This is a genomic window from Streptomyces sp. NPDC002867 (assembly GCF_053591895.1).
Genome location: NZ_JBSFUR010000021.1, coordinates 59,793 through 83,754 on the forward strand (window position 1 = coordinate 59,793; position 23,962 = coordinate 83,754).

The 23,962-nt window shown below is 71.2% G+C and carries 23 protein-coding genes and 2 pseudogenes; 13 read left to right on the forward strand and 12 right to left on the reverse strand.

All coding sequences use genetic code 11. The features are described 5' to 3' along the window. Nucleotides 1-4: 4 nt before the first annotated feature. From ACWD0A_RS20905 to ACWD0A_RS20925, 5 genes are all read right to left on the reverse strand, one after another. Complete coding sequence (locus ACWD0A_RS20905) at nucleotides 5-823, reverse strand: MlaE family ABC transporter permease (protein ID WP_307712735.1); 819 nt, start codon at nucleotides 821-823, stop codon at nucleotides 5-7. A 3-nt stretch (nucleotides 824-826) separates the two neighbouring features. Further along, entirely contained in the window at nucleotides 827-1,597 is a 771-nt protein-coding gene (locus ACWD0A_RS20910; RefSeq protein ID WP_307712734.1) for an MlaE family ABC transporter permease, read from the reverse strand. Then, complete coding sequence (locus ACWD0A_RS20915) at nucleotides 1,594-2,550, reverse strand: ABC transporter ATP-binding protein (protein ID WP_451300160.1); 957 nt, start codon at nucleotides 2,548-2,550, stop codon at nucleotides 1,594-1,596. The genes ACWD0A_RS20910 and ACWD0A_RS20915 overlap by 4 nt, the downstream gene beginning before the upstream one ends. A 1,149-nt stretch (nucleotides 2,551-3,699) precedes the next feature. Next, complete coding sequence (locus ACWD0A_RS20920) at nucleotides 3,700-4,719, reverse strand: RNA polymerase sigma factor (RefSeq protein WP_451300162.1); 1,020 nt, start codon at nucleotides 4,717-4,719, stop codon at nucleotides 3,700-3,702. Between the two features lie 130 nt (nucleotides 4,720-4,849). Further along, nucleotides 4,850-5,893, reverse strand: coding sequence for a lytic transglycosylase domain-containing protein (locus tag ACWD0A_RS20925; protein WP_451300164.1), 1,044 nt, complete (start codon nucleotides 5,891-5,893; stop codon nucleotides 4,850-4,852). Nucleotides 5,894-6,092: 199 nt separating this feature from the next. Between ACWD0A_RS20925 and ACWD0A_RS20930 the strand changes: the two genes are divergently transcribed. The 8 genes and pseudogenes from ACWD0A_RS20930 to ACWD0A_RS20965 all read left to right on the forward strand — a co-directional run bounded on the left by ACWD0A_RS20930 (nucleotide 6,093) and on the right by ACWD0A_RS20965 (nucleotide 12,332). Next, on the forward strand, nucleotides 6,093-6,341 hold the full coding sequence (locus ACWD0A_RS20930) for a hypothetical protein (RefSeq protein ID WP_451300278.1): 249 nt from the start codon (nucleotides 6,093-6,095) through the stop codon (nucleotides 6,339-6,341). Beyond that, complete coding sequence (locus ACWD0A_RS20935) at nucleotides 6,338-6,715, forward strand: helix-turn-helix domain-containing protein (RefSeq protein WP_451300166.1); 378 nt, start codon at nucleotides 6,338-6,340, stop codon at nucleotides 6,713-6,715. The genes ACWD0A_RS20930 and ACWD0A_RS20935 overlap by 4 nt, the downstream gene beginning before the upstream one ends. Before the next feature lie 151 nt (nucleotides 6,716-6,866). Then, nucleotides 6,867-7,388, forward strand: coding sequence for a 2-oxo-4-hydroxy-4-carboxy-5-ureidoimidazoline decarboxylase (gene uraD, locus ACWD0A_RS20940; protein ID WP_451300168.1), 522 nt, complete (start codon nucleotides 6,867-6,869; stop codon nucleotides 7,386-7,388). After that, the gene (uraH, locus tag ACWD0A_RS20945; protein WP_451300170.1) at nucleotides 7,385-7,777 is read left to right on the forward strand and encodes a hydroxyisourate hydrolase; all 393 of its coding nucleotides are present in this window, start codon (nucleotides 7,385-7,387) and stop codon (nucleotides 7,775-7,777) included. Before uraD ends, uraH begins: the two co-directional genes overlap by 4 nt. Nucleotides 7,778-7,782: 5 nt before the next feature. Continuing rightward, a complete protein-coding gene (pucL, locus tag ACWD0A_RS20950; protein WP_307712727.1) occupies nucleotides 7,783-8,706 on the forward strand; it encodes a factor-independent urate hydroxylase in 924 nt (307 codons plus the stop codon). Nucleotides 8,707-8,869: 163 nt separating this feature from the next. Next, nucleotides 8,870-9,205, forward strand: a pseudogene (locus ACWD0A_RS20955) (solute carrier family 23 protein); the annotation flags it as partial. Nucleotides 9,206-9,256: 51 nt separating this feature from the next. Then, complete coding sequence (locus tag ACWD0A_RS20960) at nucleotides 9,257-10,657, forward strand: 8-oxoguanine deaminase (RefSeq protein ID WP_451300173.1); 1,401 nt, start codon at nucleotides 9,257-9,259, stop codon at nucleotides 10,655-10,657. Between the two features lie 247 nt (nucleotides 10,658-10,904). Continuing rightward, complete coding sequence (locus ACWD0A_RS20965; protein ID WP_451300175.1) at nucleotides 10,905-12,332, forward strand: nucleobase:cation symporter-2 family protein; 1,428 nt, start codon at nucleotides 10,905-10,907, stop codon at nucleotides 12,330-12,332. A 72-nt stretch (nucleotides 12,333-12,404) separates the two neighbouring features. On the opposite strand, the gene ACWD0A_RS20970 is transcribed toward ACWD0A_RS20965, so the two are convergent. The 3 genes from ACWD0A_RS20970 to ACWD0A_RS20980 form a co-directional block, all read right to left on the reverse strand. Then, complete coding sequence (locus ACWD0A_RS20970) at nucleotides 12,405-13,262, reverse strand: chitosanase (RefSeq protein WP_451300177.1); 858 nt, start codon at nucleotides 13,260-13,262, stop codon at nucleotides 12,405-12,407. A gap of 150 nt (nucleotides 13,263-13,412) precedes the next feature. Beyond that, entirely contained in the window at nucleotides 13,413-14,081 is a 669-nt protein-coding gene (locus ACWD0A_RS20975; RefSeq protein ID WP_451300179.1) for a 3'-5' exonuclease, read from the reverse strand. 101 nt (nucleotides 14,082-14,182) lie between these two features. Further along, a complete protein-coding gene (locus ACWD0A_RS20980; RefSeq protein WP_451300181.1) occupies nucleotides 14,183-14,809 on the reverse strand; it encodes a TIGR03086 family metal-binding protein in 627 nt (208 codons plus the stop codon). 158 nt (nucleotides 14,810-14,967) lie between these two features. Between ACWD0A_RS20980 and ACWD0A_RS20985 the strand changes: the two genes are divergently transcribed. Next, a complete protein-coding gene (locus ACWD0A_RS20985) occupies nucleotides 14,968-17,133 on the forward strand; it encodes a hypothetical protein (RefSeq protein WP_451300183.1) in 2,166 nt (721 codons plus the stop codon). Nucleotides 17,134-17,170: 37 nt separating this feature from the next. After that, nucleotides 17,171-17,707, forward strand: a complete 537-nt coding sequence (locus tag ACWD0A_RS20990; protein ID WP_451300185.1) for a hypothetical protein — start codon at nucleotides 17,171-17,173, stop codon at nucleotides 17,705-17,707. Between the two features lie 93 nt (nucleotides 17,708-17,800). On the opposite strand, the gene ACWD0A_RS20995 is transcribed toward ACWD0A_RS20990, so the two are convergent. The 4 genes and pseudogenes from ACWD0A_RS20995 to ACWD0A_RS21010 all read right to left on the reverse strand — a co-directional run bounded on the left by ACWD0A_RS20995 (nucleotide 17,801) and on the right by ACWD0A_RS21010 (nucleotide 20,903). Next, complete coding sequence (locus tag ACWD0A_RS20995) at nucleotides 17,801-18,007, reverse strand: DUF397 domain-containing protein (RefSeq protein ID WP_451300187.1); 207 nt, start codon at nucleotides 18,005-18,007, stop codon at nucleotides 17,801-17,803. Further along, nucleotides 18,004-18,795 carry a helix-turn-helix domain-containing protein gene (locus ACWD0A_RS21000; protein WP_451300280.1) on the reverse strand — a complete coding sequence of 264 codons (792 nt, stop codon included), beginning with the start codon at nucleotides 18,793-18,795 and terminating at the stop codon, nucleotides 18,004-18,006. The genes ACWD0A_RS20995 and ACWD0A_RS21000 overlap by 4 nt, the downstream gene beginning before the upstream one ends. A 73-nt stretch (nucleotides 18,796-18,868) precedes the next feature. After that, nucleotides 18,869-20,329, reverse strand: coding sequence for an IS607 family element RNA-guided endonuclease TnpB (tnpB, locus tag ACWD0A_RS21005; protein WP_451300189.1), 1,461 nt, complete (start codon nucleotides 20,327-20,329; stop codon nucleotides 18,869-18,871). Next, nucleotides 20,326-20,903 (reverse strand): annotated as a pseudogene (locus ACWD0A_RS21010) (IS607 family transposase). Before ACWD0A_RS21010 ends, tnpB begins: the two are co-directional and overlap by 4 nt. Nucleotides 20,904-21,242: 339 nt before the next feature. On the opposite strand from ACWD0A_RS21010, the gene ACWD0A_RS21015 reads away from it, so the two are divergent. From ACWD0A_RS21015 to ACWD0A_RS21025, 3 genes are all read left to right on the forward strand, one after another. After that, a complete protein-coding gene (locus ACWD0A_RS21015) occupies nucleotides 21,243-21,758 on the forward strand; it encodes an ATP-binding protein (protein ID WP_451300191.1) in 516 nt (171 codons plus the stop codon). A gap of 89 nt (nucleotides 21,759-21,847) precedes the next feature. Beyond that, the gene (locus ACWD0A_RS21020; RefSeq protein ID WP_451300193.1) at nucleotides 21,848-23,032 is read left to right on the forward strand and encodes a helix-turn-helix domain-containing protein; all 1,185 of its coding nucleotides are present in this window, start codon (nucleotides 21,848-21,850) and stop codon (nucleotides 23,030-23,032) included. Then, nucleotides 23,029-23,571, forward strand: a complete 543-nt coding sequence (locus ACWD0A_RS21025) for a hypothetical protein (RefSeq protein ID WP_451300195.1) — start codon at nucleotides 23,029-23,031, stop codon at nucleotides 23,569-23,571. The genes ACWD0A_RS21020 and ACWD0A_RS21025 overlap by 4 nt, the downstream gene beginning before the upstream one ends. Nucleotides 23,572-23,962 lie beyond the last annotated feature (391 nt).

Sequence of the window (23,962 nt, forward strand, 5' to 3'; positions counted from 1 at the left end):
GCCCCTACCCCGCTATCCGTACGGTCGTGTTGGCGCCCCAGATCGCCAGGCTGAGGAAGAAGTCGAGAATGTTGATCGCCACGATCGAGGTCCGCACCGCACGCCCGACCGCGACGCCGACACCGGCCGGGCCACCGCTCGCGTAGTAGCCGTAGTAGCAGTGCACCAGGATGATCACGACGGCGAAGACGATCACCTTGCCGAAGGACCAGAACACGTCGACCGGCGGCAGGTACTGCTGGAAGTAGTGGTCGTAGGTGCCGGTGGACTGCCCGTAGTAGCCGGTGGTGATGGTGCGGGCGGCGAAGTACGAGGACAGGAGCCCGATCACGTACAGCGGGATCACCGCGACGAACCCGGCGATCATCCGCGTCGTCACCAGGAACGGCAGCGACGGGACGCCCATCACCTCGAGCGCGTCGGTCTCCTCGCTGATCCGCATCGCGCCCAGCTGCGCGGTGAACCCGGCCCCGACCGTCGCGGAGAGGGCCAGGCCCGCCACCAGCGGGGCGATCTCGCGGGTGTTGAAGTACGCGGACAGGAACGCCACGAAGTTCGACGTGCCGAGCTGGTTGAGCGCCGCGTATCCCTGCAGGCCGACCTCGGTGCCGGTGAAGAACGACAGGAACGCGATCACACCGACGGTGCCGCCGACGACGGCGAGCGCGCCACGGCCGAAGCTCACCTCCGCGAGCAGTCGCAGGATCTCCTTCTTGTAGCGGCGCAGGGTGCGCCCGGTCCAGGCCAGCGAACGGCCGTAGAAGGACAGCTGCCGGCCCAGCTCCTCGAGCTGAGGTGGCAGCACACGGTTCAACAGCGGCATCGCTCAGCCCCTCTGCGGAACGATTTGGAAGTACACGGCGGTCATCACGAAGTTCGTCACGAACAGCAACATGAAGGTGATGACCACCGACTGGTTCACCGCGTCACCGACGCCTTTCGGGCCACCCTTCGCGGTCAGGCCCTTGTACGAGGCGACGATCGCGGCGATCGCCCCGAACACGAGTGCCTTGAGCTCCGCCGCCCACAGGTCGGAGAGCTGGGCGAGTGTGGTGAACGAGGCGAGATAGGCGCCCGGAGTGCCGTTCTGCAGCACCACGTTGAAGAAGTAGCCGCCGGCCACCCCGACCACCGACACCAGGCCGTTGAGCAGCACCGCGACCAGCATCGTGGCCAGCACTCGCGGCACCACCAGGCGGTGGATCGGATCGATGCCGAGCACCTGCATCGCGTCGATCTCCTCGCGGATCTTGCGCGCGCCGAGGTCCGCGCAGATCGCCGTGCCGCCCGCCCCCGCGATCAGCAGCGCCGTGACGATCGGCGACGCCTCGCGCAGCACGGCCAGCACCGAGGCCGCGCCCGAGAACGACTGGGCGCCCAGCTGCCGGGTGAGACTGCCGATCTGCAGGGCGATCACCGCGCCGAACGGAATGGACACCAGGGCGGTCGGCAGGATCGTCACACTCGCGACGAACCACGCCTGCTGGATGAACTCCCGCGCCTGGAAAGGCCGTTTGGGGATTGTCCGCAGGACGTCCAGTCCCATCGCGAACAGACTGCCGGAATGCCGCAGGGCACCCGTGGGGGACCAGCTCATGCGCCCGCCGCCTTCCCGCGCACAGCCGCGCGCATCTGTCGCAGGGACTCGCGCTCGGCGATCGCCTCCCAGCGGGGAGGCCGGTCGATGCCCTTGGTGGGCAGCAGCCGGGGTGTCAGCTCGGGTATGCCCTGCTGCTCGTCGTCCGCGTCCCCGAGCTGGGCGAGTTCCTGCTCGACCTGGGCGGCGTCCTTCTCCTCCGCCATCCCGATCGGGCCCTGCATGCGGCCGTTCAGGAACTGCCGCACGACCGGTTCGTCGCTGGTCAGCAACTGCTCCCTCGGGCCGAACATCACCAGCTCCCGCCGGAACAGCAGCCCGATGTTGTCCGGCACCTGCCGGGCCGAGGCGATGTCGTGCGTGACGATGAGGAACGTGGCGTCGATCTGGGCGTTCAGGTCGACGATGAGCTGGTTGAGGTAGGCCACGCGCACCGGGTCGAGTCCCGAGTCCGGCTCGTCGAACAGGATGATCTCCGGGTCGAGCACGAGGGCGCGGGCGAGTCCGGCGCGTTTGCGCATGCCGCCGGAGATCTCGCCGGGCAGCTTGTCCTCGGCGCCGAGGAGGCCGACCATGTCCATCTTCTCGAGGACGATCTTGCGGATCTCGCTCTCCGGCTTGCGCGTGTGCTCGCGGAGCGGGAAGGCGATGTTGTCGTAGAGGTTCATCGACCCGAACAGCGCGCCGTCCTGGAAGAGGACGCCGAACAGCTTGCGGACCTCGTAGAGCTCGTGTTCGCGCAGTGTCGTGATGTCCGTGCCCGCGATGCGGATCGATCCGCGTTCGGGCTTCAACAGTCCGACGAGGGTCTTGAGGAAGACCGACTTGCCGGTGCCGGAGGGCCCGAGCATGACCGAGACCTCACCGGCGGGCAGGGTCAGGGAGACGTCCTGCCAGATGACCTGGTGCCCGAAGGACTTCGTGAGCCCTTCCACACAGATCTCGACACCCATCCGGTTCACCCTTCAGCTGTGGAGCGGTCCGACACCTGCTCTACGGGGAGGGCCGCCGCGTCCGTCGCGCCGAAGCGAAATTTTTTTCGGGCGGGTTACGGGAGAGTGCCAGGCGACGCCTCCGGGGGCGCTGCCCCGGCCCGCGCGCCTCCGTCGCAGGCGGGGCTGCTTGTGCGCCACCGCCCCCGTTGGGGCTCCGCCCCAAGCCGTGCCGCCTCAATCGCCGGCGGGGCTTGATTCGGGGCTCTGCCCCCGCGCCCCAATCGCCGGCGGGGCTTGTGGTCGGAGGCACACTCGTTGGGGCTCCGCCCCAAAACCCCGCGCGTCAGTCGCCGACGGGGCTGGATTGCGCTGGGCGACGTCAGCCCGTCCGGCGCGAGGCCGCCGCGCGGAGCGCGGTACGGGACCGTGGCGGAGCCCTGAAGGCCTACGGCCGCGAGGCCGTAGGGGACGAGGACACCGCGCGAGGCGCGGCACGGAGCCGGGGCGGAGCCCCGAGATGCGCGGCCGGCAGGGGGCAGGCGCCGGGGTGGGGCGGAGCCCCGAGGTCGCGAACGTAAATAGTCTGGGGCACTGGCTGTCGGGCCCCGCGCGCGCCGTTCGCTGCGCGAAGTCGGCCCGTCCGGTACTCGAGGCCACCGATTGCGAAGCTCGGTACCGGGCCGCGGCGGAGCCGCGAGGCGCGCAACCGTGCGAAGGCGGTACGAGGCCGGGTGTCAGCCGCGAGGCGCGCGGATGGCAGGGCGCAGGGGCCGGGCGGAGTCCCGAGGCCCGCGCGGAGGCGCGCACGAGGCCGGGTGTCAGCCGCGAGGCGCGCGGACGGCAGGGCGCAGGGGGCGGGCGGAGTCCCGAGGCCCGCGCGGAGGCGCGCACGAGGCCGCGGTGCCAGCCGCGAGGCGCGCGGCTGGCACCGCGCAGGCGCCGGGCGGAGTCCCGAGGCCCGCGCGGGGCGTCGTACGGGACGGGGCCGCAAGGCGCGCGGACGGCAGGGCGCAGGGGCCGGGGCGGAGTCACGGCGTCGCTAACGCAAAGGGACTGGCGGCGCGGGCTGCCGGGCCCGTGCGCCTTTTCCGCCCGGCGCGCGAGGCGCGGTGCGGGGTCTGGGGCGGAGCCCCAGTTACGGGTAGGGGCGGGGAGGGGAAAACTCTCCTACGGGAGCGTCGGCACCGGGACCGGCACCGACGGCGTCGGCACCGGCGGAGGCGTGAGCTCCGGGAGCTGCGAGGTCGCGGACGGGACGTCCGGGACCGGCACCTCGGGGACCTCGACGCCCTCCGGCAGCACCGGCAGCCGCGGCACCGACGACGTCCTCAGCGGCAGCGGCGGCAGCGACACCTCCGGCAGCGGCAGCTCCGGCAGCACCGACTCCGACCGCCGCTCGGCGCCGCCCGACGGCACCGGCTGCTCCTCCCGCGAGCCGAGAGGCGACGGCGTGGTCGGACCGGGTCCACCCGGCCCCGGCTCCTGCGAGGTCGCGACCGCCGGCGTCGCCGGGCGCGGGCCGGGCGTGTCCCCACCGGGCGCGTACGGCAGAACGAGACCCGCGACCGCCAGCGTCGCCGCCGTCGACGCCACGGCGACCGCCTGGGCGTGGCCACCCCGCGGCCGGCCGCGGCCGCACAGCCACAGCGCAAGAGCGAGCGTCGCCGCCAGCGAGTTGCGCAGCGTCCGCCGGGCCCTGGCCAGCAGGGACTCGACGGTCCGGTAGCTCAGGCCCATCTTCACGGCGACCTGCCCGACGTCGAGGTCCTCCGACTTCAGCCACAGCGCCTCGGCCTGCCGGGCGGGCAGCTCACCGCTGCGTACGGCCAGCCACCGCGCCTCCGCACGGTCGCACACCGCCTCGTCCACCGGAGCCGGCCGCGGCGGGTGCAGCGTCGGGCTCGTACGGACCTCGGCCTCGCGGCTGACCTGGCGGTGGCGGTCGACGCACAGCCGCATCGTCACCGTCGTCAGCCAGGCGCCCAGCCGCTCGTCGTCCAGGTGGGGCTGCTCCGCGGCACGGAGCATCGCCTCGTGCACGGCGTCCTCGGCGTCCTCCATGCTGACGGACCGGCGCCGGGCGACCCGGAGCAACTGCTCCCGGTGGCTCCAGGCGCGTTGCCAGCGCTCATGCGCCTGCTCGGCGCCCTGTCCACCGGAGTGCTCAGGCTGTGTGTCCGTCGCCATGAGGGCCCCCTTGCTCTCACCACCGTCCGCGTGCTTGTCCGGCGGATGGCGACATTACCGCCCGGTATCCGGAGTTGTGGAGGGGGAGAGCCCCATCGAGTCCTTTCTGTTGCCGGAGGGGGCGTGGGGATCAGTCTCCGCTGGTCAGTGAGGTGGGCAGAGTGGCTCCAGGAGGCATTGGGACAGGAACGGGCAGTGACGGCACCGGCTGCGCGGGACCGGTTGTGCCGGCCGGCTCGGTCGGGCGCGCGGACGGCGACGGCGAGGGAGCCGCGGACCGCGACGGGCCCGAGGACGACGGCGACGGCGCGGGCGACGGCTTCTTCGCGCCGGACGCCGCCGGTTTCGCGGTGCGTGTCGGCTCCGGCGAGGGACGTGCCTCGCCGCGTGACCCTCCGGCGGCCGCGCTGTCGGGCACCACCGTGTGCCCGTCGAGGTAGTACGCGAACCACGCCCGCACGGTGAGCAGGTACGCGGTGGAGTGGTTGTAGCCGAGAAGGGCCCGGTCGAGGTCGCCCGCGTCGGACAGGTCGCGCCCGCCCGCGCACAGGTAGCGACCGGCGGCGAGGGCCGCGTCGAAGACGTTCCCCGGGTCGCGGAGCCCGTCGCCGTTGCCGTCCGCGCCCCAACTCGCCCAGGTGGAGGGGATGAACTGCAGGGGGCCGACGGCGCGGTCGTACTCGGTGTCCCCGTCGTACCGGCCGCCGTCGCTGTCCCGGATGAGAGCGAAGCCGTGGCCGTCCAGGCGCGGCCCGAGGATCGGCGTGAGCGTGGTGCCGTCCGCGGCCACCCGGCCGCCGCCGGCCTGTCCCGACTCGACCTGCCCGATCGCCGCGAGGAGCTGCCAGCGCAGCCCGCAGCCGGGGGCACTGCGGGCCAGCTCCGATTCGGCGGCCCGGTACGCGGCGAACACCGTGGCGGGCAGCGAGCCGACCGACGCCGTGGCCGGTGTCCCCGCCGGCCGTTCCCCGGTGCCGCTCACGCCCGGCACCCGCAGCGGCGGAAGCTCGGTGCGGTACGTGCCGTCCCCGGACACGCCCGGCCCCTGCGAGGGCTCGGCGCTCCGCTGCCCCGCGGGCGCGGCGGTCCCCGGCCCCTGCGACGCGGTGAGCGCCGCCATCGCCGCGGTCGCGACCGCCGTCGCCCTGACGCCTCTGCGCGTACGTCCTGTCATCTGTAGACCCCTCCTGCCTCCGCCCACCGGACGTCCGTCCGAGGCTCCCGTCACCTGCTCTACGCACAGCCGCCGCGGGTCCGTCGCGTGCCCCGCACGTTTTTCGCGTTCCGCGGGGCAGAGGCCACGGGCCGGCCCCGGAGCCGGGTTCCGGGGCCGGGTCCCCGCACGTAAGGGCCGCGGCTACCGTGGGGGCATGGTGCGACTGAGAGTGGAGTTCACGACCGAGCCGTTCGACCTGGATGAACCGCCCGCCCACGCGCTGGCGGTCCGCGAGGTCGTCCAGGGCGCGGGTCTGGACAAGGTGGACGTCGGTCCCTTCGGCAACACCGCCGAGGGCGGCGCCGACCAGGTGCTCGGCGCCGTCGACGCGCTGCTGCGCAAGGCGCTGGAGACCGGTGCGACCCGCGTGTCCCTGCAGGTCAACGTGGTGGAGGGGGAAGGATGACCGGGCCTGCGGACCACGCGCTCGCCCGGGCGGTCAAGCCTCTCGTCGACGCCATGGGCGGAGTGCTGATCACCCCCGGTGAGGCCGCCGAGGACGACGTCGTGCTGAGCTGGGAGGGCGAGGAGGTCGTCGCCGTGCGCCTGCCGCAGCTCGCGGACTCCCTCGACCACATCCTCGCGGCGCTGGAGCGGCAGCACGGCAAGCCCCTCGCCGATCTCGACCGCAAGACGAAGCAGTCGGTCGTCAGGACACTGGAGGCGCGGGGCGCGTTCTCCGTACGCCACGGCGTCGAGACGGTGGCGGGCGCTCTCGGCGTCAGCCGCTTCACCGTCTACAACTACCTGAACAGGGAGAACGCGGCCAAGGGCGACTGAGCGCCGGCCGACTGTCGCCGCCGTCCGGCTCTTCGGGCGGCGGCTTTTGTGTACGCGAGTTTTCAACAAAGTGTTGACGTCGTGTTCCGGAGGGCGTTAGCTATCCGCAGCCCGTCCGACGCACCACGATGAACAAGCCACGGAGGCTCCCGTGACTTCACTCTCGAACCCGGGCCTCGCCCGGTTCAACGCCTCCGAGGACAGCACGGCCCAGGCCGCGCTGCACGAGGTGTGCGCCAGTTCGGCCTGGGGGAGCAAGATCCTCGCCCAGCGGCCGTACGCCAGCACCGAAGCCCTCTTCGAGGCCAGTGACGCCGCCATGGCCGAGCTGACCGCCGACGACCTGGCCGAGGCGATGGCCGGTCACCCGCCGATCGGCCGGCCGAAGCCCGGCGACCCGACCTCCTCCCGCGAGCAGAGCGGCATGGCCGGGGCGTCCGAGGCGCTCAAGGCCGAGATGCTCGAACTGAACCTGGCCTACCAGGAGAAGTTCGGCCATGTCTTCCTGATCTGCGCCACCGGTCGTACCGGTGAGCAGATGAGGGACGCCGTCCGCGAGCGGATCGAGAACTCGCCCGAGGAGGAGCGGGAGATCGTCCGCACCGAACTGGGCAAGATCAACCGTATCCGGCTGACCCGCCTCGTAGAGCTCGCAGGGGAAGAAAGCGCATGAGCACGGAAACAAGCGCATCGGTGTCGACGCACATCCTGGACACCAGCATCGGCCGCCCCGCCGAGGGCGTCGCCATCACGCTGTCGGCCCGCAGCGGCCCGGACGCGGAGTGGGCGCCGCTCGGCGGATCGGCGACCGACGCGGACGGGCGCTGCAAGGACCTGCCGGCGCTGCCGGAGGGAACGACCCATGTACGTCTCGACTTCGAGACCGAGACGTACTTCGTGAAGAAGAAGCAAGCCGAGGCACAGCAGGACGCCCCCGCGCTACGGGACAGCGGCGTGTTCTTCCCCGAGGTGGCGATCACCTTCGCCGTCGTACCGGGCGAGCACTACCACGTACCGCTGCTGCTCAACCCGTTCGGCTACTCCGTTTACCGAGGGAGCTAGCAGACATGCCCACGATTCTCGGCCAGAATCAGTACGGCAAGGCAGAGAACCGCGTAGTCAGGATCACGCGGGACGGCGACACCCACCACATCAAGGACCTGAACGTCTCGGTCGCCCTCTCCGGCGACATGTCCGACGTGCACCTGTCCGGTTCGAACGCCAACTGCCTGCCGACCGACACCACCAAGAACACGGTGTACGCGTTCGCCAAGGAATACGGCATCGAGTCCGCCGAGCAGTTCGGCATCCACCTGGCCCGTCACTTCGTGACCAGCCAGGAGCCGATCCATCGGGCGCGCATCCGGATCGAGGAGTACGCCTGGGAGCGCATCGAGGCGTCCGACGCCAACTCGAAGTTCATCGGCTCCGACGAGGTCAAGCACTCCTTCGTCCGCAAGGGCCAGGAGACCCGGGTCACGCAGATCACCTACGACGGTTCGTCGTGGCAGGTCATCTCCGGTCTCAAGGACCTGATCGTGATGAACTCGACGAACTCCGAGTTCTGGGGCTACGTCAAGGACAAGTACACGACGCTCCAGGAGGCGTACGACCGCATCCTGGCCACCCAGGTGTCCGGCCGCTGGCGGTTCAACTGGACCGACGACGAGCAGAGGATGCCCAACTGGGAGAAGTCCTACGAGCAGGTCAAGAAGCACATGCTCCAGGCCTTCGCCGAGACGTACTCCCTCTCGCTGCAGCAGACGCTGTACCAGATGGGCTCGCGCATCATCAACAGCCGCAACGAGATCGACGAAGTCCGCTTCTCGCTCCCGAACAAGCACCACTTCCTGGTCGACCTCGAGCCGTTCGGCCTCAAGAACGACAACGAGGTCTACTACGCGGCGGACCGCCCGTACGGCCTGATCGAGGCCACCATCCTGCGGGACGGCGTCGAGCCGCAAATCCCGGTCGACATGACCAACCTCTGACGCGGGACCGATCCGCCCCCGCCGCGGCCGGCGGGGGCGGATCCGGACCGGAGGGAAGACCATGGCACACCCTGCAACAAGGCCGGCAGCACAAGGCCCGTGCAATGCCCCGCCGGTTCACCCGGTGGATGAGAAGCTCCCCCTCGCGCGGCCCGTTCCCGCCGGCGGCTTCCCCGCCTCCGCCTACGCCCAGAACGTCGGCGCGGTTTCCCTCACCCGGGGGCGCAGCCGCTACGCCGTCGCCGGCGGAGTCCTGCTCGTCCTCGGCGCCTTCCCCGTCCTCGGCGCGGTCGTCCCGCTCGTCCCGATGCCCGTCCTCGGCGGCGCCGGCATCGTCCCGCTCGCCGCGCCCACCTTCCACGCCGATTACCCGGCCCGGGCGCAGACCGTCCTCGGCTCCGGGATCAGCGCCGGAGCGCTCCTCGCGGTCCTGCTCAACCTGTTCTTCCACCAACTCGGCACCCGCAGCCGCCAGGCTGTGGCACTCAAATCCTCCTAGGGTCCTGCCGTGCCCTCACCGCCACCCGCCACGTCAGAAGAAGGAAGCACCATGGCACCTTCGGCAGCCCACGACAGCGCCGTCGAGCGCATCGTCGTCGAGAACTGTGCGATCGCGACGGTCGACGCCGGTGACACCGAGTACGCCTCGGGCCACATCGTCGTCGCCGGCAACCGTATCGAGTCGGTAGGAGCGGGACCCGCCCCCCAGGGCCTCGAGAACGTCGTACGCCGCGTCGACGGCACCGGTCATCTCGCGACGCCCGGCCTGATCAACACCCACCACCACTTCTACCAGTGGATCACCCGGGGCCTGGCCACCGACCACAACCTCTTCAACTGGCTGGTCGCCCTCTACCCGACCTGGGCCCGCATCGACGAGCCCATGGTCCGCGCGGCCGCCCAGGGCTCGCTCGCGATGATGGCCCGCGGCGGCGTCACCACCGCCATGGACCACCACTACGTCTACCCGCGGGGATCCGGCGACCTGTCCGGCGCGATCATCGGCGCCGCACGCGACATGGGCGTACGCTTCACCCTCGCCCGCGGCTCCATGGACCGCGGGAAGTCGGACGGCGGCCTGCCGCCGGACTTCGCCGTCGAGTCCCTCGAGGGCGCCCTCGCCGGTACCGAGGAGACCATCGACGAGTACCACGATGCCTCCTTCGACGCGATGACGCAGATCGCCGTCGCGCCCTGCTCCCCGTTCTCCGTCTCCACCGAGCTGCTGCGCCAGGGTGCCGAACTGGCCCGCCGCAAGGGCGTGCGCATGCACACCCACGGCTCGGAGACGGTCGAGGAGGAGGAGTTCTGCAAGGAGCTCTTCGGCATGGGCCCCACCGACTACTTCGAGTCGACCGGCTGGCTCGGCGAGGACGTGTGGATGGCGCACTGCGTCCACATGAACGACTCCGACATCGAGGCCTTCGCCCGCACGAAGACCGGTGTCGCGCACTGCCCGTCGTCCAACGCGCGCCTCGCCGCCGGCATCGCCCGCGTCCCCGACATGCTCAAGGCGGGTGTCCCGGTCGGCCTCGGCGTCGACGGCACCGCTTCCAACGAGTCCGGCGAACTCCACACCGAGCTGCGCAACGCGCTGCTGATCAACCGGCTCGGCGCCCACCGCGAGGCCGCCCTCAACGCCCGCCAGGCGCTGCGGCTCGGCACCTACGGCGGCGCCCAGGTCCTCGGCCGCGCCACCGAGACCGGTTCGCTGGAGTCCGGAAAGCTCGCCGACCTCGTGCTGTGGAAGCTCGACACGCTCGCGCACTCCTCCATCGCCGATCCGGTCGTCGCGCTCGTCTTCGGCGCCGCGGCGCCCGTCACGCTCTCGCTCGTCGACGGCAGGACCGTCGTCGAGAACGGCCACCTGACCACGGTGGACGAGGACGCCATCGCCCGCACCACGCGGGACGAGGCGCAGCGCCTCGCGCGGATCGCCGCGCAGGGCTGACCCCAGGGAAGTCCGGCCGGGGGGGACGGCCCCCGGCCGGCGGCCGCGGACCCGAGCGGGGTCCACGGCAGCCCTCGCCGGGGGGTGCGCGCGACAAAGGCGCGTACCCCTCGGTGAAGGTGACTCGTGCCAACAGGTTCCGGCACGGTCACCTTCCGCACCACCGGTCTGGGCGATCCGGTATGTGCACGCCGCATCAGAGCAACGACCGCATCACCTGCACCACCTCCATGACACCCATGTCCCGATGACGTGTTACCCGACCGGAGGCACCGCCGTGGCCGCGCACACCTCGACCGCCGAGGCACCAGACCGGAAGCATCCGGTCGACGAGACCCTTCCGCCGTTCAAGATGTTCACCACCGGGCTGCAGCACGTGGCCGCCATGTACGCGGGTGTGGTGGCCCCGCCGATGATCGTCGGTCCCGCTGTGGGCCTCGACGCCAAGGACACCGCGTTCCTCATGGGCGCGAGTCTGTTCACCGCCGGAATCGCGACCCTGCTGCAGACGCTCGGCTTCTGGCGCGTCGGCGCCCGGCTGCCGTTCGTCAACGGCGTCTCGTTCGCCGGTGTGACGCCGATGGTCGCGATAGGCCGCGACCGCGGATACGACGGGATCGCCGTCATCTTCGGCGCGATCATCGTCGCCAGCGTCCTGGGCTTCGTCCTGACCCCGTACTTCTCGAAACTCGTCCGCTTCTTCCCGCCCGTCGTCACCGGCACGGTCATCACCCTGATCGGCGTCTCGCTGCTGCCCGTCGCCTTCAACTGGTCGCAGGGCGGCAACCCCGTCGCCGACGACTACGGTTCGATGAAGAACATCGGCATGGCGGCGCTCACGTTCGTCGTCGTGCTGGCCCTGCGCAAACTGCTGCGCGGCTTCCTCCAGCAGATCGCGATCCTGCTGGGTCTGGTCGTCGGCACGCTCGTCGCCCTGCCGCTCGGCATGACGAACCTCGACGCCATCAAGGACGCCGGCCTCGTCGGCTTCCCGACGCCGTTCCACTTCGGCGCACCGCAGTTCGAGATCGCCGCCATCGTCTCCATGTGCATCGTGATGCTGGTGTGCATGACCGAGTCCACCGCCGACATGCTGGCGCTCGGCCGGATCGTGGAACGCCCCGCGGACGAGCGCACCATCGAGGGCGGCCTGCGCGCCGACACGCTCGGCTCGGCCATCAGCCCGCTCTTCAACGGCTTCATGTGCAGCGCCTTCGCCCAGAACATCGGGCTCGTCGCGATGACGAAGGTCCGCAGCCGCTTCGTCGTCGCCGCGGGCGGCGGCATCCTGATCCTGCTGGGCCTGTGCCCGGTGGCCGCCTCGGTGATCGCCCTGGTGCCGCTGCCGGTCCTCGGCGGCGCGGGCATCGTGCTCTTCGGCACGGTCGCGTCGAGCGGTATCCAGACGCTGGCGACGGCGGCCCTGGAGAAGGGCGAGAACGCGCTGATCGTGGCCGCCGCCGTCGGTGTCGGGCTGATCCCGATCGCGGCGCCCGAGTTCTACCACGCCTTCCCCAAGGACCTGCTGGTGGTGCTGGACTCGGGCATCTCCACCGGGTGCATCGTGGCGATCGCGCTCAACCTGGCCTTCAACCACCTGGGGACGAAGGACACGTCGCCGGAGGACGCCTCGTCGGAGCCGGGCAAGGTCCCGGCGCAGGCCGCCGTGCACTGAGCACGCGGACACGACGCGACGGGCGGCCCGGAACTGTTCCCGGGCCGCCCGCCGCGTCGTTCGGGGGCGGCGTCAGCCGATGTGGTAGCTGTCGCCGTAGACCTTCCAGTCCAGCGGTGTGTCCAGGCGGAGGTTGCCCTTGTTCAGGAAGACCCGCTGCGCGGTGTCCACGCGGCTGGTGTCCTCGTGCGCCTCCTCCTGCTTCATCGCCCAGACGCGGGCGTCGAGGAACGCGTGCAGGTACGCCTTCTCGTCGCCGCCCCGGGCCGGCGGCCTGGCCTTCGCCAGCGCCTTCCTGCGGATGCTGCCGAAGCTCGTGCTGTCGCCGCCGTCGCCGTGCATCACGATGGCGTCGTAGTAGACGAACTGACCGAGCACACCGAGGCCGTCCTGCTTGCCCCGCTTCACGGCCGGGTCGAAGTACACGCGGTCGCGCTCGTCGTTCTGGGCCTTCTTGAACGCCGGGTCCTCGGCCGCCTTGCGCCAGTCACGGGTGAAGCCCGGGTCGAGCCCCTCGTGCGAGTCGGTGCCGTCGACCTTCCGCAGCGCGGGCAGGTACTTCGCCAGTACGTTGCCGGGTTTGCGCTGGGTGTAGAGCTCGACCAGGTCGAGCATGTCCCCGGTGCCGGAGCAGAAGCCGATGATGCCGGCGGTGTAGCCGCGGCCGTCCCCGATGTCCTCGATGTACCTGTACTGGGCCTTCCAGTCGAGCGAGGAGTTCTCCGCACTGGAGACGATCCGCATGGCGATGTCCTTCTTCGCCGGGTCGTCCAGTCCGACGGCGGCCACCGCCGACGGACTGCTGTGCTGCTCCGGTTCCGTGGCGCCCGCCGCGACGGCGGTGGCGGGAAGGGCGACGAGAATCGCCCCGAGTACCACGCGCGGGAGGAGTCCGAGCCGGTTGCGGGTGCGCTTGTGGGGGGTGGGCACCGTGCCTCCAAGGGGAGTTCGCCGAGGATTTACCCTGTTAGGAAACTTTCCTACCAGCCTGGACCGGGTCGCGTACACCCCCGCGGGCGGTCCGGTTGCGGCCGATCGTTCCTGCTGCCGCATGGGAGATCCGGGTGACGGGGAGGAGCCTCAGTCGGCCTCCGCCGCCGTTTTCGTCTCCGGCTCCCAGAGCATGAGGTTGCTGAACAGCTCCGCCTGCTCGACGGCGTCGTCCAGGGCGTGGTGGGTGTGCCGGCGCGCGGACAGCAGCGCCGGCGGCATCGTGCCCTTGGCCACGGCACGGAGCGGCAGGCGGGCCTTCGTCGCGTACAGGGTCTTCATGTCCAGGCAGCCGGAGTGGCCGAACGGGCTCCCGCCGGTGAACCGGATCAGGTACCAGTAGAGGAACGTCCAGTCGTACGACGCCGGATACCCGCACATCACCGGCTGCGCACCCGCCTCACGAGCGGCCTCGCGCACCCAGGCGGCGAACTGGGCCATCACCGCCTCCGGTTCGCCGCCCTCGCGCAGCAGACGCTCGCGGTCGAGACCGCTGACGGCAAGCGCCTCGGGCACGAAGTCGTCGCTGATGGGCCGCAGTTCGCGGTAGAAGGTGCGTGCCTCGGGATCGGCCGGCGCGTAGCCGTCCGCGTCCTGACGGCCCGCGACGGCCGCGCCGAAGCTGATCATCGAGTACGGGCCCGGGATCGGGCCGTCGGCCTCCACGTCGACGGAGATGTAGAGCGAGGGCTTCGGATCCGGACGGCGCGATGTGCGTGATGTGCGTGATGTGCGTGAACTGCGTGACGGGTGCGACATGGAGGGAGCATGGCAGGGCCGGGCCGGCGTCTCCCGCGGATTTCGGCGCAGCCGCAGGCCGGCGAGGGCCGGGCCAGGGGCCCGGACCCGGCCGCGCGGGGTCAGCGGGCGTCCGCCGGCGTCCAGTCGGGGCGACGGCCGCTCAGGCCCACGATCCGGTCCAGCAGCGGTGCGCCGTCGGGCACCGCCACCACCGGACCGAAGATGCCCTCCCGCAACGCGTCGTCGCCCGTGGGGGTCAGCATCTCCCGCGACACGGTCATGCTCGCCTCGTCGGGCGCGTACGGCAGGCCCGTGGCGCGGGCCAGGTCCCAGCCGTGGATGACGAGCTCGTTCAGCGCGACCCGGCCCGCCACGGCCCCGGGCAGCGCGACGCCCCCGGCCTGGGTCATGCCCTCCCACGCGCCCGGCCCCCTCCAGGCCTCGACCAGCTCGTCCAGGCGCTGCGGAATCGCGGTGCGCCAGTCGTCGGCCAGCACCGGACGCTCGTCGTCCGGGCTGCCCTCGGTGGTCGGGCCGAGATCCTTGCGCGCGGCCTCCCGGAAGGCCGTGGCCAGCCCGTGGATGTGGGCCAGGATCTCCCGCACGGCGTACGCGGGACACGGCGTCGGGTCGCCCAGCTTCTCGTCGCCGATGTGGGGGAGCAGTCTCACGATGCCGTCGGCGGCGGACCGGAGGTCGGGTACGGGTGTCGTCCCGGAGGCAGCAGGTGTGGCAGAGGCAGTCATGCAGGGGTGACCGGCCGCGGCCCCGGAACTCATCGGCGCGCCGCGGGGGAGGCCGTCCGCCCCGCAGGAGGCGCAGGTGAGCCGGTCGCTCGCTCGATCGGGCTACCCCGCGTCCGGTGGAGCCGCCTACGGCGTGCCCGGTTTCATACGCTCCCCGCGTGACTCGTACCACTGCGCTGAACACCGGACTCGACGACTTCCTCGCCTGGGCCGCCAGGGAGCGGGGCACCGCCCTGCCCGCGCGCCCCGCGGACGCGGTGCTGACCCTGCTCGCGCTGCGCGGCGCGGACCGCAGGAGCGGCGTGCCCGAACCGACACCGCAGCTGGTCGCCCAGGTGCTCCACGAGGACCTGCCCGGGCTGCTGTGGGCGTCCGACGAGGAGCTGGCCGCCGTGCCGGCCGTGCTGACGGCGCTCGCGGACCGCGTCCGCGCGGCGGGCCGTCTCAACGCCAAGCGGCACGCCCGGCTGCTCGCGGCGATCGACGACGCCGTGCCCGGCTTCCGCGCCGCCATGGCCGACCCCGCCGGTCTGACGTGGCCGCGCTGGTACGCCTCGCTCCTGAGGGCCGACGGCACGGACCCGGACGACGCCGACGCCGTACGGGCCTGGCTCGACGCGCACGAGCGCACCCCGCGGGCCGACCGGCCCGCGCTCCCCGAGCCGCTGCACCGCTTCGAGATCGCCGGCCGCACCTTCGCCACCCGCGCACGGCTCGCGGAGGCGCTGCTCGGGGCCTTCGCACGGGACACCGCCGGGACCTCTCCGGCCGGTCCGCTGCTCCCGGCCCCGCCCCTCGACGCCGACCGGCCCGACGACGCGCTCGGCGCCGAACTGGAACACATCGCGGACGCGTTGACCAGCCGCTGGACCGCCGCCGGGCTGACCGAGGCGCTCGCCGGGCCCCACGCCGGCCTGGCGCCGAGCCCCGAGGCACTGCCCCACGCCGCACTCGCGGACCGCATGCTCGACGAGCACCTCGACTACTACGGCGCGTCCTCGGTCCCCCTGCCGCCCCCGGCCCGCGTGCCCGCCCCCGGGGACATCCGGGCCCTGCTCCACGCCGCCCCGCTCCCGGCCGCCCTGGCCGCGGGCGGCGACCTGGACGACGAACGGCGGGAGATCTCCGAACGCTGCGGCCTCCCCGGGCCGGCGACCCCCGTCTGGGAGGAGGGCACACCACAGGAGCTCGTCGAGCTGGCCGCCGACATCCTCGCCGCCCAGGTCGAGATGCTGCCCACCGTGAGCGGCCCGCAGGACAACTGGTCCCTGGACGGCGCCCACATCCTCTACTCCCTCTACGAACGCGGCAGCACACCGGACTCGGTGGCCCGCAAGGCCTCCGACACCGACGTCGCGGAGATCCCGCCCGAGCTGGAGGACGCCCCGGCGCAGGTGCCCGCCATCGCACCTGCGGCGTACGAGACGCCGTCCCCCGAAGAGCTGTCGGTGCTGCTCGGGCTGCCCGGCCGGACCGAGGCCGACCGCGACGCGATCGACGCCACAGCCCGCCCCCTGGCCGCGCTCGTCGACCGCCTGGCCGAGACCGGCTGCGTGTTCCGCCGGGGTGACACGTTCGGCCTGACGCCGCTCGGCGGCGCGGTCATGCGGCACGTGATGGCCGCGGGACAGGTCGCCGCGCCCGACGCCGGCACGGTCGCCGGGTGGGACGCGGCGCACACCGTCGCCGCGGTCCGCAACTGGCCCCCGCGCATCGCGGCACGGACCCTCGCCGCCTGGGCCGATCGCAGGGAAGGTGCGGACAAGGAGAGCGGCGCGGCCTGGGTCCCGCTGCTCACCGCGGTCTCCGAGGCGAAGGCGGCCGACCGCCAAGGGACCCGCGTGCGCGAGTGCTTCGCCCTCCTCGACCGGGCCGGCATCCCGAACGCGGCCCTGCGCACCGTGCTCACCGACCCGGTGACCGGCGCCGAGGCGCGCCGCCTCCTGCTCGCGCGCGGCGAGGACGTCCCCGGGGAGAGCGTTCCGCGGAGTGCCCGGGCGACGCTGCTCGCAGAGGAGCTGGACGCACGGTGGACGGACGACATGCGCGCGCATGTGGCGGAGCGGCACGAGAACGGCGGCGCCCGCCTCCCCGGACCGGACGAGATCCCGCCCACCACCCTGCTCCCCTCCTTCGACGAGGAGGCAGCAGCCTGGCCCGGAGGCGCTCCCGCCCTGATCCGGGCCCTCGCCGCCGAGGACCCCGGCACCGCCCACCGCGTCCTGACCGCCCTGCGGGACCACCACCCCGACAAGCGGGTGTCGGAGGCCGCGGCGCACGCCCTGAAGCCCGCACACCGGGCAGCCGGGCGCGGCCGCCGCTGACCCCGTGGCGCCACGGAGTTGCGGATACCGTGGCGTCATGTCGGCGTTCACACAACAGCTTCCGGCCCTGCTGGGTGTGGTGATCGGCGCACTCGGTTCCTACATGGCGATCATGCGCGGTGACCGGGCCCGTTTCCGGCGCGAACAGGCGGCGCGCTGGGAGGAGCGGCGGCTGGCGGTGTACTCCGACTACGCGCGGTCCCTGAAGAAGTCGGTCACCCTGACGTACCGGGTCGCGGCCCACCTGGGCAACGACCCGCATCCGCACCCCCTTTCACCCGAGGACGCGGCGCCCCTCCTCGCCGCGGCCAGCGACGCACGCGACCCGTCGGGCGAGGCGCTGCTGATGCTCGGCTCCCGTGACGTGGTGCAGAAGGCGCGCGAATGGGTCGTCGTGGTGCTGGAGATGGAGAGCTTCCTGCGCGAGGGCCGACGCGCGCCGGACGCCTGGTCGGCCCTGCTGGCGAAGCAGCGCGCGGCTCGGGAGACGTACTACGCGGCCGTGCGGGACGACTTGGAGCTCTCACCCGGCCACTCCGGCCGCTGGGAGCTGCCGCCGGTCCGCGACCGGTAGCAACGGCGGCCTCTCCGCGCGTGCCGGGGCCGGGACTCGCGCGTCCCCTAGACCGGTGCACTGCGGTGACGGGGCGTCGTCCTTCTTGAGCCCTCAGTCCCGCGCGGCGAACTCCACGAAGGCCGCCCACCCCTCGGCGGCCACCCGCAGGGTCGGCCCCGCCGTGACCTTCGAGTCGCGGACGTGGATGGTGCCGGGACAGGCCGCGACCTCCACGCATTCGCCGCCCGACCCGGTGCTGTAGCTGCTCTTGAACCAGGCTGCTTCGGGCACAGCCTGTGCGGGCTCTTCGACGTTCATGCCTCTCCCAGCAACTTCTCGACGAGTTCCAGCGATTCACGCGGAGTGAGCGCCTGCGCCCGGAGGATCCCGTACTGCTCCTCGAGATCCCGGACCGACGTCCGATCCGTGTAGAGGCGGCTGTCCTTGTACGCCTCCACATACGCGATCCTCTGCCCTTCTTTCGTCTCGATCAAGGTGAAGGGACCTTCCAGCCCAGCATGCTCCTCCTGCGCGATCGGCATCACCTGGATTTCGACGTTACGGCGATGCCCATGCAGCAGGATCTGCTCCAGTTGCCCCCTCATCGCAGCGCGTCCTCCATGAAGACGGCGCAGCAGGAACTCCTCGATGACGAAGCTGATCGTGCGCAGCGGGGTGCGGGAGAAGATTTCCTGGCGGTCGAGTCGTGCTGCGACTCGTTGAGTAATGGTCTCCTCGCTCAGAAGCGGACGCCACATTCTGAACACCGCCCGCGCGTACTCCTCCGTCTGCAAGAGCCCGGGGACGGCCTTCGTCGCGTACACGTGGAGGGCCACCGCCTGCGCCTCCAACCGCGCCGCATCACGGAAGAACGCCGGGTACTGTGCCCGCGCGACCTCCTCCTTGCTCGCTTTCGGTAACCCGCCCGCGTCCAGCAGCTCGTCCGCCTTGTCGATGAACTTCGGCGGCGGAATGCGACGCCCCTGCTCGAACGACGCGATCGTCGACGCCGAGTACCCCGTCATCGACCCGAACTCGGCCCGCTCCAGACCCGCCCGGATCCGGCAGAGCTTCACCTGCTGCCCGAAGAGAGACGCGTGCAGGATCCCCGACCGTTGCTTTGATCAGCAAGTGATCTCAGCAATCCCGGCGTTTCCGCTGGAATGGTCCGTAACGGTCTCACCAGAGCGCGAGTTGCGCTCCGGTGTCCTGTTGACGGTCTCCCGTTTCCTTCCCTGCCCGGAGGCTGGGGATTGTGCCACCTGCCCGCCCCGTCCCGGCCTTGCGGCGCGGGCGGGTGGTGCGGGTCTTGCGGTCGGCTCCACGGGGCTTCGACTCCGCCTGGACGGCGGGGTCCAGGTCTCCGGCCACTCCGGTACCTGTCGTGCGGGTCGCGAGGGCGACCAGGTTGTGTCCGGCATTGGCGTCCCGGTCGAGGACGAGGCCGCAGTTGTCGCACTCGAAGACACGGACGCTGAGGGGCAGTTTGGCTTTCACCACACCGCAGCGTGAGCAGGTCTTCGAGGAGGGGAACCAGCGGTCGGCGACAACGAGGTGCGTGCCGTGCCGGCGGGTTTTGTAGGTGAGCTGGCGTCGGATCTCACCGAACGCGGCATCCGCGACGCGGCGGGACAGGCGGCGGTTTCGGCCCATGCCGGCGGCGTTGAGGTCTTCCACCACGATCGTGCCGTACTCGGATGCGAGGCGGGTCGTCATCTTGTGGAGGGTGTCCTCGCGGAGGTTCGCGACCCGGTGATGGATCTTGTTCCGCACCTGGTTGGCCTTCTCCCAGCGGCGGGAGGGCCGCTGCCCGGTGCGCCGGTCGGGGCCCCGGCGGCGGGAGACGATCCGGCTGGCGCGGCGCAGCTGTTTCTGTGCGCGGTCGAGGTGGCGTGGGTTGGGTTCCTCGCGGAGGACACCGTCGCTGTCCGCGAGGACCGCGAGGGTCTTGATGCCGAGGTCGATACCGACCGCCGCGTCCGGGCGGGCCACTTTGACCAGCTGGTGCTTCTGCTCGACCTGGAGGGACACGAACCAGCGGCCCCGGTCCAGGCATGCGGTGGCGGACAGGATCCGCAGGTTCCCCGCGTCGATGAGGGCTCGCAGGTCAGCTCGGTTCTCGTGAAGGCGCACGGTGCCGATCCTGGGGAGGGTGATGTGTCTGCCGTCAGGCTCGATGCGGATCGTGCCGGTGGTGAACCGGCAGGTCAGGCGCGCTTTGTGTTTCGATTTGAAGCGGGGGATGCCCATCCTTGGGCCCTTGCGCTTGCCGCTCTTGGACTTCGCGTAGTTGTCGAACGCCGCCGACGCGTATGCCAGGCCGGTGTTGTATGCCTCCTTGGAGTTCTCCTTCCACCAGTCGGCGAAGCGAGGGTTGGTGCGCTTGTCCTCGTTGAACGCCTTCCGCAGCGAGGGCAACGACCACGACCGCCACGGAGTCAGCTCGTGCTCGGGGATGCCGTACGACTGCTCGGCCTTCCGCTGCCACCACACGGCGGTGATGTACGCGACCGCCCAGTTGTACGCGGCTCGCGCGGCACCTCCGTGCGAGTGCAGGTGGCGGTCGGCCGTGGTGTTCGGGTCCAGCGCGAGCTTGTGCGCGAGGACGGTGAAGCCCGGCTGTGGCTTGAACTTCTTCATCCGGCCGCCTCCGGGCCGGTGGCGACGGCGACGGCCCGGGCGGCGCGATTCTTCGCGGAGCGGCGGCCGTACAGGCGGGCGCACATCGAGGTCAGGACCTCGGTGATGTCCCGTACGAGGTCGTCGGCGGTCTCTGCCGGGTCAAGGACAACCAGGCGCCGTCCCGTGGCTGAGAGAGCGGCTTCCAGGTGCTCGACGCCGAACCGGGCGAGACGGTCTCGGTGCTCGACCACGATCGCCCCCACACCCGGGTCTGCGAGCAGGCGGTGCAGCTTGCGGCGGCGCCCGTTCAAGCCGGAGCCGACCTCCGTCACCACGTCAGCGACGGCGAGCCCTGGGCCATTGCGCCCTGCACGGTACGGGCGACCTGGCGCTCCAGGTCCGCTTTCTGGTCACCGGACGCGACACGGCAGTACGCCACGACCCGCCCGGCGGCCTGCGGGGCGGCCTCGGTCACGAGCCATGTACCGGACGGCGTTTGGACGACCGGGACCGGCATACGGCCCTCGTTCGCCCAGGTCCACGCGGTCTGGTAGTGCACTCCGTTGCGCGCCGCCCACTCGGAAAGCTTCACAACGTCAGGTTATTCACTGAGAATAACGTCAGGTTATTCACTGAGAATACTGGATATCCACTGAAAGAAATGGGAACTGTTGTTCACCCCGCTTCGTGCTCGTAGCCGTGCTCCGGCTGCTCCTGCTGATCGTCCACGACCCCGTGCCTTCCCGTCCCCGTACCGTCCGCCCGACACACAACGCCACACCGCACACGGCTCCACGTGCTCAACTCCCCACGCCCCGCCCCCGGTCACGCTCTACGCCGCGTACACCGCCGCCCGCCCCCGCGTACACTCCGCACCCGTCACCGCGTCCCTCCTGGTCAACGGTACGCACGGGCCGCCAGCGTTTCCCCCATGAACGGAGCGATTACCCCTGACGTGACACCGGCGCAACCGCCCGCCCTCGCCCGCGAGTTCTCGATGCAGTTCACGTCCACCCCAGGCGGCGCGCGCCTTGCCCGCCGGCTGGTGTCGCACCGGCTGGACGAGTGGGGCTACCCGTACGACTCGACGCCCAACGAGACGATCACCCTCATCGCCGCCGAGCTCACCGCGAACGCCGTCCGCCACGGCCATGTCCCCGGACGGGACTTCCACCTCCGCCTCACCGCAAGCCCGTCCCCGGTCTCGAGCCCGGCCCCGACCGCCACCCTCCGCATCGAGGTCGCCGACACCCGCACCGAGCGCCGCCCCGCACCGGAGGCCGCCGACAACCCGCCGGCCCTCCACGAGGAATCCGGCCGAGGCCTGTACCTCGTCGCCCGACTCGCCGACCGCTGGGGCGTCGCACCTCGAGTCACCGCCCCCGGCAAGCAGGTCTGGGCGGAGCTGCACCTGCCGCCCGCCCACCCAGGCGCCGAGCCCACCTGAGAGCCCGCGCATGCCCGCTCGGGCTGCAGCGGGGAACGCCGCCCCACCACCCCGTTGCGATTTTCGCAACGAATCAGTACGGTAAATGAATGGATGAGACTGTGAGCGACCGCGTACGCAGGGTCATGGAAGCAGCCTCAGTGAGCCAGGCTGCCTTCGCCGCACGAGTGCGGCTCACGCCCGACAAACTCTCGAAGAGCCTGACCGGTGTCCGGCGCTTCACCTCGCTCGATCTCGCCCTGATCGCCGAGGCAGGCGGCACCACGGTCGACTGGCTGCTCACCGGGCGCGCCCCGTCCCAGCCGTCGTTCGCCGCGCGGACCACCGACCAGAGTGTGCCCGAGCGGGACAAAGTGGACCAGGTCACCCAGCGCTACACCGCCGCGTACGAGGTGCTGGAGCTGCTCGGCCGGCTCCCGAAGCTGCCGGCTCTGCCGGACATCCGTACGGACCTGGCCTTGCACATCGACCAGGGGCGGCAACTCGCCGAGGACGCGGCCCGGGGTCTCGCGGCCACGGGGGAGTGGGCAACGGGACGCGAGACCGACGCGCTGATCGCGGCATGTGCCAAGGCGTACGGGGTGGACGTCGCGATCACGGCGTTGCCCGACGGGGTGAACGGAGTGACCTGGCACACCGATACCTTCCGGCTGGTCCTCGTCAGCCCGAGCAGTGTCTGGACGAGACAGCGCTTCACCCTGGCGCACGAACTCGGGCACATCCTCGCCAGGGACGCGCAGGACCCGATGGTCGAGAAGCGGATCCGGCCGGGCAGGGTGAAGGACCTCACGGAGGTCCGAGCGAACGCGTTCGCGTCGCATCTGCTGATGCCGGCTCCCGAAGTCGAGAAGCGATTCACACAGGTTGTCGCCGCCGACGGGCAGCTCGGCAGAGACGCCTTCGCACGCCTCGTGGTCGAGTTCAAGGTGTCACCGAGCGCACTGGCCGTGCGGCTGGGGCAACTGGGGCTGATCGACAAGGACGTTCGGGACCGGCTCCGGGTCCTCACCGCGGAGACGTGCCACCTGGTGGCGGGAGCTGCCGCCGAGTTCCAGCGGCAGCTGGCCTGGGCGGAGGCCCGGCAGTTCCCCGCCCGGATCGCGGATCAGCTCTTCAGCGGTTACACGGCCGGAGAGACCACGCTGCGGCCGCTGGCGTCGCTCCTCGGCGTGGAGGTGGACTGGCTGCACGACGTACTCGAGCCGGAACGCAAGGGCGCGGTCGATGCTCCGGCATCCGACCTCGACGCGAAGGACCCGGTCTTCACTCCATGAGGCTCTGCTGGTTCCCGGACAACACGGTCCTGTGCAATTTCGCTGCCGTCGATCGTCTTCCGCTGCTGGAAGCGGTGCTCGACGGACGAGGCCGCTGGACGCAGGCCGTGGCCTACGAAGCCGAGCAGTCGAGCCGTCATCATCCGCCGCTGCGTGGGATATCGGAGGACGGGTGGCTCAGGGACCCCATCGAGATCACGGACTCCCGTGAGCTGACCGAGGTGGAGCGGGTCCGCAGAGCAGTGTTCGGTGGTGTGGCGTCGCAGCCGCTGAAGCACCTCGGTGAGGCGGAGACGTGCGTACTGATCACCATGCGCGCCGAGTTACGGGACTCGGTGTGGATCACTGATGACCGATCCGCCGGCACCTACGCCCGTCGCAGAGGCATCACGACCAAGGAGACGTACGACCTCGTGCACGAGGCCGTGGCCGGTGGGCTGATCGCTCCCGGCGATGGTCACGGCCTGCTGGGGGCGATGGTGGCCGCGGGCCGTCATCTGCATCGTGTGTCCGGGCGTCCTTCGGAGCTCCAACAGTAGGGCGTCCCCAGGGCTCTGACGCAAAGGTCGGTGGCGTCCGCCGGGCCCGACGCGATGACCGGTTCGTACGGTCCCGCCGAAGACCGAGTTCTGCCGTCAGGTTGCACCGGCGATGTCGCAGTGTGGACGACGACTCTCGGTCGCTCGCAGCAGTTGATCCGCCTGGGTTCGGCGGGCATGTGGCGGGTCCGAGTCGGGTGTACCGGCCGTGCCGACGTCGAGAGAGTGACACGCACGGAGGGCGACGCGTACAGGGTGGAGCGGTACGTGATGGATTTCTGGCCGAAGGCACTCTGACGAAGCGGCTGGTGCGGGGCGAGGGTGCCCGCACCAGCCGCGCCTCAATGGGTCAGTTGATCTTGACGATGCCAGTGCGGATATTCGGGCACGG

What these genes read in the sequence shown, in the direction of transcription:
- ACWD0A_RS20905 (WP_307712735.1), bottom strand. Translation starts at nt 823, where the DNA reads ATGCCGCTGTTGAACCGTGTGCTGCCACCTCAGCTCGAGGAGCTGGGC.
- ACWD0A_RS20910 (WP_307712734.1), bottom strand. Translation starts at nt 1,597, where the DNA reads ATGAGCTGGTCCCCCACGGGTGCCCTGCGGCATTCCGGCAGTCTGTTC.
- ACWD0A_RS20915 (WP_451300160.1), bottom strand. Translation starts at nt 2,550, where the DNA reads ATGGGTGTCGAGATCTGTGTGGAAGGGCTCACGAAGTCCTTCGGGCAC.
- ACWD0A_RS20920 (WP_451300162.1), bottom strand. Translation starts at nt 4,719, where the DNA reads ATGGCGACGGACACACAGCCTGAGCACTCCGGTGGACAGGGCGCCGAG.
- ACWD0A_RS20925 (WP_451300164.1), bottom strand. Translation starts at nt 5,893, where the DNA reads ATGACAGGACGTACGCGCAGAGGCGTCAGGGCGACGGCGGTCGCGACC.
- ACWD0A_RS20935 (WP_451300166.1), top strand. Translation starts at nt 6,338, where the DNA reads ATGACCGGGCCTGCGGACCACGCGCTCGCCCGGGCGGTCAAGCCTCTC.
- uraH (WP_451300170.1), top strand. Translation starts at nt 7,385, where the DNA reads ATGAGCACGGAAACAAGCGCATCGGTGTCGACGCACATCCTGGACACC.
- pucL (WP_307712727.1), top strand. Translation starts at nt 7,783, where the DNA reads ATGCCCACGATTCTCGGCCAGAATCAGTACGGCAAGGCAGAGAACCGC.
- ACWD0A_RS20960 (WP_451300173.1), top strand. Translation starts at nt 9,257, where the DNA reads ATGGCACCTTCGGCAGCCCACGACAGCGCCGTCGAGCGCATCGTCGTC.
- ACWD0A_RS20965 (WP_451300175.1), top strand. Translation starts at nt 10,905, where the DNA reads ATGACGTGTTACCCGACCGGAGGCACCGCCGTGGCCGCGCACACCTCG.
- ACWD0A_RS20975 (WP_451300179.1), bottom strand. Translation starts at nt 14,081, where the DNA reads ATGTCGCACCCGTCACGCAGTTCACGCACATCACGCACATCACGCACA.
- ACWD0A_RS20980 (WP_451300181.1), bottom strand. Translation starts at nt 14,809, where the DNA reads ATGACTGCCTCTGCCACACCTGCTGCCTCCGGGACGACACCCGTACCC.
- ACWD0A_RS20990 (WP_451300185.1), top strand. Translation starts at nt 17,171, where the DNA reads ATGTCGGCGTTCACACAACAGCTTCCGGCCCTGCTGGGTGTGGTGATC.
- ACWD0A_RS20995 (WP_451300187.1), bottom strand. Translation starts at nt 18,007, where the DNA reads ATGAACGTCGAAGAGCCCGCACAGGCTGTGCCCGAAGCAGCCTGGTTC.
- tnpB (WP_451300189.1), bottom strand. Translation starts at nt 20,329, where the DNA reads ATGAAGAAGTTCAAGCCACAGCCGGGCTTCACCGTCCTCGCGCACAAG.
- ACWD0A_RS21015 (WP_451300191.1), top strand. Translation starts at nt 21,243, where the DNA reads ATGAACGGAGCGATTACCCCTGACGTGACACCGGCGCAACCGCCCGCC.
- ACWD0A_RS21020 (WP_451300193.1), top strand. Translation starts at nt 21,848, where the DNA reads ATGGATGAGACTGTGAGCGACCGCGTACGCAGGGTCATGGAAGCAGCC.
- ACWD0A_RS21025 (WP_451300195.1), top strand. Translation starts at nt 23,029, where the DNA reads ATGAGGCTCTGCTGGTTCCCGGACAACACGGTCCTGTGCAATTTCGCT.